Origin of the sequence: Photorhabdus viridis, from assembly GCF_040256935.1 — a bacterium.
Taxonomy (GTDB): domain Bacteria; phylum Pseudomonadota; class Gammaproteobacteria; order Enterobacterales; family Enterobacteriaceae; genus Photorhabdus; species Photorhabdus viridis.
In genome coordinates, this window is record NZ_JBEJZY010000353.1 from 1 (window position 1) to 304 (window position 304).

Below are 304 nucleotides of genomic sequence, written 5' to 3' on the forward strand. Positions count from 1 at the left end.
TTTTTTTCCCGTCAGGAAAATATCTTTTTCGGCTTCAATTTTGCTCAATTCCTGATTTGATAATATCTCACTGTTAATATAAATATTTCCACCCGATGTGAGGACACTGGGTTGCATACTTTTTAAATTATGTCCATGTTTATGTTGTGCTTCGAGGATGTTGAAATTTTTATCTGCCGGGTTAGGAGCGACGTCTCTTTTTTCAAAAAAATAGAGACTGCGGGCATTATTCAGCTCATGCGTCCTGACAACCAAATCCCCTTTCACGGTTTTTATCGTTGCCGATCTATTTTCGACTAATTGA

General features: G+C 37.5%; 1 protein-coding gene. It reads right to left on the reverse strand.

From position 1 onward, the window contains the following. Positions 1-304, reverse strand: a 304-nt coding sequence (locus ABR397_RS25585; protein ID WP_350307834.1) for a hypothetical protein, incomplete at both ends; no start/stop codon positions are given.